Below are 6,506 nucleotides of genomic sequence, written 5' to 3'. Positions count from 1 at the left end.
GACTTGATGATGATGTCTTTGAGGATCTTGTTGACCGAGTGACCGATGTGAATGTTGCCGTTCGCATAGGGGGGGCCATCATGCAGAATGAAAGAAGGCTTGCCCGCTTTGGCGCGGCGAATAGCGCCGTAGAGATCCTGATCGTACCAACGTTTCAGCATGTTGGGTTCGCGCTTGGCCAGATCGCCACGCATCGGAAACTCGGTTTCCGGAAGATTCAGGGTGTGTTTATAGTCGCTCATCAGTCCTGGGTTCCCTTCTTTTCTAAAAGAGTGCTGGGTAAATTGAATTGTGGCAGCCCGAACCAGGCTCGGGCCGCCAGGGCATCTCGTTCGATCTGCTCTTTCAAGGCAGTGAAAGAGGCAAACTTCTGCTCTTCGCGCAGCTTGTGGCGAAGCAGCACCTTGACCTGCTGACCATATAGATCACCAGAAAAATCAAATAGATGTACTTCCAATCTGGCTTGTGTACCGCTCAAGGTCGGCCGTACACCCACATTGGCTACACCGGGGAAGGTCTTGCCGGAACATATCACTTCCACCGCAAACACGCCACCGACCGGGATCACCTGACGCTTGAGGGCCAGATTGGCGGTGGGAAAACCTATGGTACGCCCCAGCTTGTCGCCGTGAGCCACCCGGCCGCTGATGGTATAGGGACGGCCAAGCATCAGCTCCACCTCCGCCATCCGGCCCGCTTTCAGGGCCTCGCGTACGAGTGTGCTGCTGACCCGCTGCCGTTCGAGCTGGAAGCTCTGGGTACTGATCACCTCGAAGCCGAAGCGATGACCCGCCTCCTCCAGCAGGTGGAAGTCCCCTTCCCGCCCCTTGCCGAAGCGAAAATCGTCGCCGACCACCAGGTAGCGCACCCCGAGCTTCTCCACCAGCAACTGCTCAATAAAGGTCGAGGCCGCCTGCTCGGCAAAGCGGTGACTGAAGCGCACGCAGAGCATACGGTCGATCTGCAGACCCTTGAGCGCTTCATACTTCTCGCGCAACCGGCTCAGGCGCGCCGGCGCCTCGCTACCGGCAAACAGCTCCAGCGGCTGCGGCTCAAACAGCATGACGCAGGCGGGCAATCCCAGCTGGGCCGCTTTCTCCTTGAGACGTGCCAATACCGCATGGTGACCCTGATGAACCCCATCAAAGTTGCCAATGGTTAATACACATCCCCGGTGACGGGGCTTGAGATTGTGAATGCCGCGAATAAGCTCCATCAGTGCCTTGTGCGTTGCTGCCATGGAAATCGGCGGATTATATATCAGGCAGCAGGCAGGGTCAGCCCTCATAGCCTGATTTCAACTATCCGGGCCCAAGCCCGCCCATCTGCGGCGCCATGAGGCACTATCCCCATGGCGCAACAGAATCACGGCTACTGCTGCCCCGATTTAAGGTGACGCGGCCGAATGCCCAACAGCAGCAACACCACGGCATAGACCGCAGCCCCCAGCGACAGCAGCATGGTCAGCTGCAAACTGGCCTTGCCCATGCTCCATGCGCCCCACTGGGCCAGATCCGGCGACAGATAGGCGAGCACGCCTCCCATCAGCACGCTGGCGACCAGCAGCTTGAGGCAGAACACGCCGGTATGACGGGAGGGACGATAGACGCTCTGCTGGTACAACCCTTTGAACAGCAAAGCCGCATTCAGGGTACCCGAGCAGGCGGTCGAGAGCGCCAGCCCCACGTAACCGAGCGGGTAGATGAAGATGAGGTTGCAGACCATGTTGGCAATCATCGACATCACCCCGATCCGCACCGGCGTTTTGGTGTCCTGACGGGCGTAGTAACCGGGCGCCAGCACCTTGATCAGCATCAGGGAGAGCAGACCGGTAGTGGAGGCCAGCAGGCTGGCGCTCGACATGGCCACTTCATGCAGGCCAAATTCGCCGCGCATGAACAGCACTCGCAAAATGGGCTCGCGCATGACCGCAATGCCTATCATGGCGGGCAGGCCGAGCAGCATCACCATCCGCACCCCCCAATCCATGGTGCGGGAGAAGTCGGCCGGATCGGCATCCACATGCTTCTTCGCCAGCGCAGGCAGGATCACGGTACTGATGGCTACCGCAAACAGCCCGAGGGGGAACTCCAGCAGGCGATCAGAGTAGTAGAGGTAACTGATGGCACCGGTCGCCAGGAACGAAGCCAGCATGGTGTTGACCAGCAGGTTGATCTGGCTGACCGATACCCCGAACAGGGCGGGGATCATCAGGGTGCGGATCTTCACCACCCCCGGGTGATTCCATCCCCACTTGGGCCATACCAGCATGTTGATTTGGCGCAAAAAGGGGTACTGGAACAGAAACTGCACCAAACCGCCCAAAAAGACACCAATTGCCAGCGAGATCTCAGGTTTGTCCATCAGCGGCGCAATCCACCAGGCCGCCGCAATCATGGTGATGTTGAGAAACACCGGCGTGAACGACGAGACCGCAAAGCGGCCGAAGGTGTTGAGAATGGCCCCCGCCATAGCGGTAAAGGTGATGAACCAGAGGTAGGGGAAGGTAATTTTGAGCATCAGACTGGCGAGCTCGAACTTCTCGGCCGCAGGGCCGCCATGCAGCCAGTCCCAGAACCAGCCCCAGCCAAACAGCGCGGTCAGCACACCCGACCCCAGCACACCGAGCAGGGTGACCACAGTCACTATCCCCCCCAGCGTGCCCGCAACCGCCGCCAGCAATTCACGCACTTCCCTCTCGTCGCCATTTTTCTTGTACTCCGTCATCACGGGAACAAAGGCCTGGTTGAAGGCACCTTCGGCGAACAGGCGACGCAGAAAGTTGGGAATGCGATTGGCAAAAAAGAAGACGTCGGCGGCCACCCCGGCACCGAGCAGATTTGCGATGACCACATCGCGAACCAAGCCCATTACGCGGGATGCCAGCGTCATTCCGGACACTATCATGCCGGATTTGATCAATTTCTTACTCAAGACGAGGCCTCTGGAACTGTCAGAATGAAAAGAATGCTGCTAGAATCGGCCGACAGTTTAACCGTCTCCCTACTGACACACCACCGGGAGGCGGTGTTTATTTGCACAAATCATTTGACAATATGTGGTTGGAAGGGCATATTTCCGGGCCTTTTCAATACACTCGCTAAGACAGTTTTAGGAGTTTTACCTTGGCTAACATCAAATCTGCTAAGAAGCGCGCTCTTCAGTCAGAAAAACGCCGTCAGCACAACGCCAGCCGTCGTTCCATGACCCGTACTTACCTGAAGAAAGTCATTGCTGCTATCGCCTCTGGCGACAAAGCTGCTGCGACTGCCGCTTTCGCTGTTGCTCAGCCGATCATGGATCGTATGGCGACCAAAGGCCTGATCCACAAGAACAAAGCTGCTCGTCACAAGAGCCGCCTGTCTGCCCAGATCAAAGCTATGGCTTAATCAGCTTCTGCTGATCAAAGCTGAAAAAACCGGCCTTAGTGCCGGTTTTTTATTTATCTGCGCTGCAATAAAGTCGATGCAGCAAACTGATCATTTCACGCACCTCATGGCTGCGCAGCGAATAGTAGACCGTCTGGGCCTCTTTGCGCGTCGTCACCAGCTCATCCCGCCGCAGCAGCGCCAGGTGCTGTGACAAGGCCGACTGACTCAATCCCAATCGCTCGTTGAGCTCCCCCACTGACAGTTCGCGCTCCAGCAACTGGCACAGAATAAACAGTCGCCGTTCGTTGGCCAGCGCCTTGAGCAAGGCCACCGCTTTACTCGCATTGGCTTCCATCTCTTCAAGTTGCATCACATCTCTCCTCTACCACTGATCGCCGATGATACGTGGTGACGGGTCGTTTTAAAACGACAGGGTGGCCGGCTGGATAGCGGAGAAGTTCTCCTGGCCGGAAAAGAGAAAGGTAAAATCGCTCTCACAGACCCGCTTCACCGCCGGATGCTGGATCATCCGCTCGGCGAAGATGACGTAATACTCCTCCATCAGATCCTGAGTTTCCCCGATCAGCATCACCCCCTCCCCCTCAAGGATCTCCTCCCGATAGATGGTAGGAGCCATGAAGATGCCCTGATTGAAGAAGCCAAACGCCTTCATCAAGGCGGCATCATCAAACTCGCCAAGAATGCTGGGAGAAACCCCCTGCTGCTCGAACCACTGAGTCAGTTGACGCCCCATGGCGGTACGACGACCGGGGATCAGCAGCTTGCGCTCTTCCAGACAGGCAGGAAAGGGCTTTTCAGGCAGCGGCGCCTTGCAGAAGAAGCTGACGCCACAGCCGCCCAGCCGTTTGGAGAGCAATCCAGCATGCTGGCTGGAGTCCACCGGACAGTCGGAGAGGATCATATCGAGCTTGTGTTCGCTCAGCTGCTCCAGCAGCAGTTCGTGGGTCGATTCGAAACAGCGCAGATGGATGGAACCATCATTGGGGATGACAGAGAGCAGCACACGGCTGGCAAGGCGCTTGGAGAGGGCATCGGCGATGCCGACGTCGAACAGGATCTGGCTCTCCTTGCGGTAGTTGACGATATCGAGCATCTCGTAGGAGAGGCTGAACATCTTGTCGGCATAGCGAAACACCAGCTGGCCCAGCTCGGTCGCCTCAAGAGAGCGCCCCTTGCGTTTGAGCAGCTTGCCCCCGAGGCGCTGCTCCAGCAGCTTGATCTGACCGGTGACGGTTTGCGGGGTCAAAAAAAGGGCTTCCGCAGCCTGGGTAACGGAGCCCTTCTTCTGAGTCATCCAGAAATAGTAGAGATGGTTGTAGTTAAGGTGTGACATCCGATGGGGTTCCCGCTTGACGCGGACTCCGGTAGCAGCTGAGTTCAACCGCCAGAATGTCATACATGTCGCTAACCGAGTCAACCTTGTTCGCGCCAAACTGCTCCATCAGACTGGCCTTGAGGCGTGCCTTGTCAGGCATCCGGTCAGCGCAATAACGCTTGTTGGAACGCTTGACCATCTCCCCTGCCCGACTACTCAACGCCCGCTCGGAGAAAGTCTCGCCAAAGCGCGCCTTGGCTTGCTTGTCCCCCAACAGCAGGGCACTGTCTACCACCCCGTTCAGATAGGCAGAGCAGTTCGCCGAAGCGGCGTCCAGCTTGCAATCCTCCAGCCCGCCGGCCCATGCCGCGGGGCTCAACAACAGCATCAACAACCCTGTATGCAGCTTCATAGTCCCTCCGTACTCTGTTCCACTTCACCCTTGGGAAGGGCCATGCGCAAGGCCAGATAGCCGACTACCGCCGCCATGGTGGAGCCCACCAGGATCCCAAGGCGAGAGTAGCTGCCGTAATCCAGCCCACCGTGCTCGAAGGCGAGCGACGCGATAAACATCGACATGGTAAACCCGATGCCACAGAGGATGCTGACCGCAAAAATCTGCTTGAAGTTGACCCCGGGCGGCAACTGGGCGATGCCCAGCTTGACCGACAGCCAGCTGATGGTGAACACCCCGAGCGGCTTGCCGATAAACAGCCCCAGCATGATCCCAATAGGCACCGGACTCAGCAGGGAGGAGAGACCAATCCCTTCCAGCGATACCCCGGCGTTGGCAAAGGCAAACAGCGGCAGGATCAGATAGGCACTCCAGGGGTGCAGCTGATGCTCCAGATACTTGAGCGGCGAGGCGTAACGCTTGCCGTTAAGCGGAACCATAAAGCCCACCACCACACCCGCCAGGGTCGCATGGACACCAGACTTGAGCACCGCAACCCAGAGCACCAGGCCGACCAGCATGTAGAGGCTGATCCGATCCTCACCACGGCGATTCATCCAAAGCAGGGTGAGGGTTGCCAGAATACCGATGGCCAGCGCCTCCAGCGACAACTGCTGGGTATAGAAGAGCGCGATGATGATGATGACGCCGAGGTCATCCATGATAGCCAACGCCAGCAGGAATACCTTGAGACTCACCGGCACCCGCTTGCCGAGCAGCGCCATCACCCCGAGGGCAAAGGCGATGTCGGTCGCAGCTGGGATTGCCCAGCCAGCGCGCGCCACTTCATCCGAATAGTTGAAAAAGGCGTAGATCAAGGCCGGAGCCAGCATGCCGCCCACCGCAGCGATGGCCGGGAAGGTCGCCTGAACCCGGGTCGAGAGCGCCCCTTCCAGCATTTCACGCTTCACTTCCAGACCAACCAGCAGGAAGAAGATCGCCATGAAGCCGTCGTTGATCCAGAGTAGAAGCGGCTTGTTGATGTCGAGGGCCGCGATGCGCACCTGCACCGGCGTATCGAGAAATGCCTGATACCCGCCAGCCAGCGCGGTATTGGCCAAAATCATTGCCAGCATGGCAGCCATGATCAGAATAATTCCGGAGGCAGCCTCCAGCTTCAGGAACTTTTTGATTACGTCACTCATGGTTAAATTTTCCACCGTATTGCTTTGGTTTGAGTCTATCCCTTGCAACAACCAATGGAAAATCGTTTCTTGCTGCTCAATACAACGAAAAAACCGAAAGCAAAATAGAACATACCTGCTATAAGCAGGTTTTTCCTCGTCTCTGGCTACCGTCTTATTAATCAATAAAATGAATTCTCAATTATTTAACTGCATAAAAA

Annotated in this window: 7 protein-coding genes and 1 pseudogene; 1 reads left to right on the top strand and 7 read right to left on the bottom strand. The window is 57.3% G+C overall.

Annotated features, from left to right (window positions below; genetic code table 11):
* The 3 genes and pseudogenes from AACS18_RS22985 to murJ form a co-directional block, all read right to left on the bottom strand.
* Positions 1-101, bottom strand: a pseudogene (locus AACS18_RS22985) (class I tRNA ligase family protein); the annotation flags it as partial.
* Positions 102-241: 140 nt separating this feature from the next.
* Positions 242-1,216: a bifunctional riboflavin kinase/FAD synthetase gene (gene ribF / locus AACS18_RS01510; RefSeq protein ID WP_108613522.1), complete on the bottom strand. Its 975-nt coding sequence runs from the start codon at positions 1,214-1,216 to the stop codon at positions 242-244.
* Positions 1,217-1,371: 155 nt separating this feature from the next.
* Positions 1,372-2,934, bottom strand: a complete 1,563-nt coding sequence (gene murJ, locus AACS18_RS01505) for a murein biosynthesis integral membrane protein MurJ (RefSeq protein ID WP_108613521.1) — start codon at positions 2,932-2,934, stop codon at positions 1,372-1,374.
* Between the two features lie 191 nt (positions 2,935-3,125).
* On the opposite strand from murJ, the gene rpsT reads away from it, so the two are divergent.
* Positions 3,126-3,389: a 30S ribosomal protein S20 gene (rpsT, locus tag AACS18_RS01500; protein ID WP_005308808.1), complete on the top strand. Its 264-nt coding sequence runs from the start codon at positions 3,126-3,128 to the stop codon at positions 3,387-3,389.
* A 49-nt stretch (positions 3,390-3,438) separates the two neighbouring features.
* Here the strand turns inward: rpsT and AACS18_RS01495 are convergent, their stop codons facing one another.
* The 4 genes from AACS18_RS01495 to nhaA are packed head-to-tail and all read right to left on the bottom strand — an operon-like array spanning position 3,439 to position 6,306.
* Positions 3,439-3,741 carry an ArsR/SmtB family transcription factor gene (locus AACS18_RS01495; RefSeq protein ID WP_013724128.1) on the bottom strand — a complete coding sequence of 101 codons (303 nt, stop codon included), beginning with the start codon at positions 3,739-3,741 and terminating at the stop codon, positions 3,439-3,441.
* A gap of 51 nt (positions 3,742-3,792) precedes the next feature.
* Positions 3,793-4,725 (bottom strand): transcriptional activator NhaR, encoded by a 933-nt coding sequence (nhaR, locus tag AACS18_RS01490; RefSeq protein WP_005340434.1) that lies wholly within the window; start codon positions 4,723-4,725, stop codon positions 3,793-3,795.
* Complete coding sequence (locus AACS18_RS01485; protein WP_108613520.1) at positions 4,712-5,119, bottom strand: hypothetical protein; 408 nt, start codon at positions 5,117-5,119, stop codon at positions 4,712-4,714. Before AACS18_RS01485 ends, nhaR begins: the two co-directional genes overlap by 14 nt.
* Positions 5,116-6,306, bottom strand: a complete 1,191-nt coding sequence (gene nhaA / locus AACS18_RS01480; RefSeq protein ID WP_108613519.1) for a Na+/H+ antiporter NhaA — start codon at positions 6,304-6,306, stop codon at positions 5,116-5,118. The genes AACS18_RS01485 and nhaA overlap by 4 nt, the downstream gene beginning before the upstream one ends.
* Positions 6,307-6,506: the final 200 nt, after the last annotated feature.

The organism is Aeromonas sp. HMWF015 (genome assembly GCF_963878965.1).
Lineage (GTDB): Bacteria > Pseudomonadota > Gammaproteobacteria > Enterobacterales > Aeromonadaceae > Aeromonas > Aeromonas veronii.
This window is presented reverse-complemented; position numbering and strand designations above follow the sequence as displayed.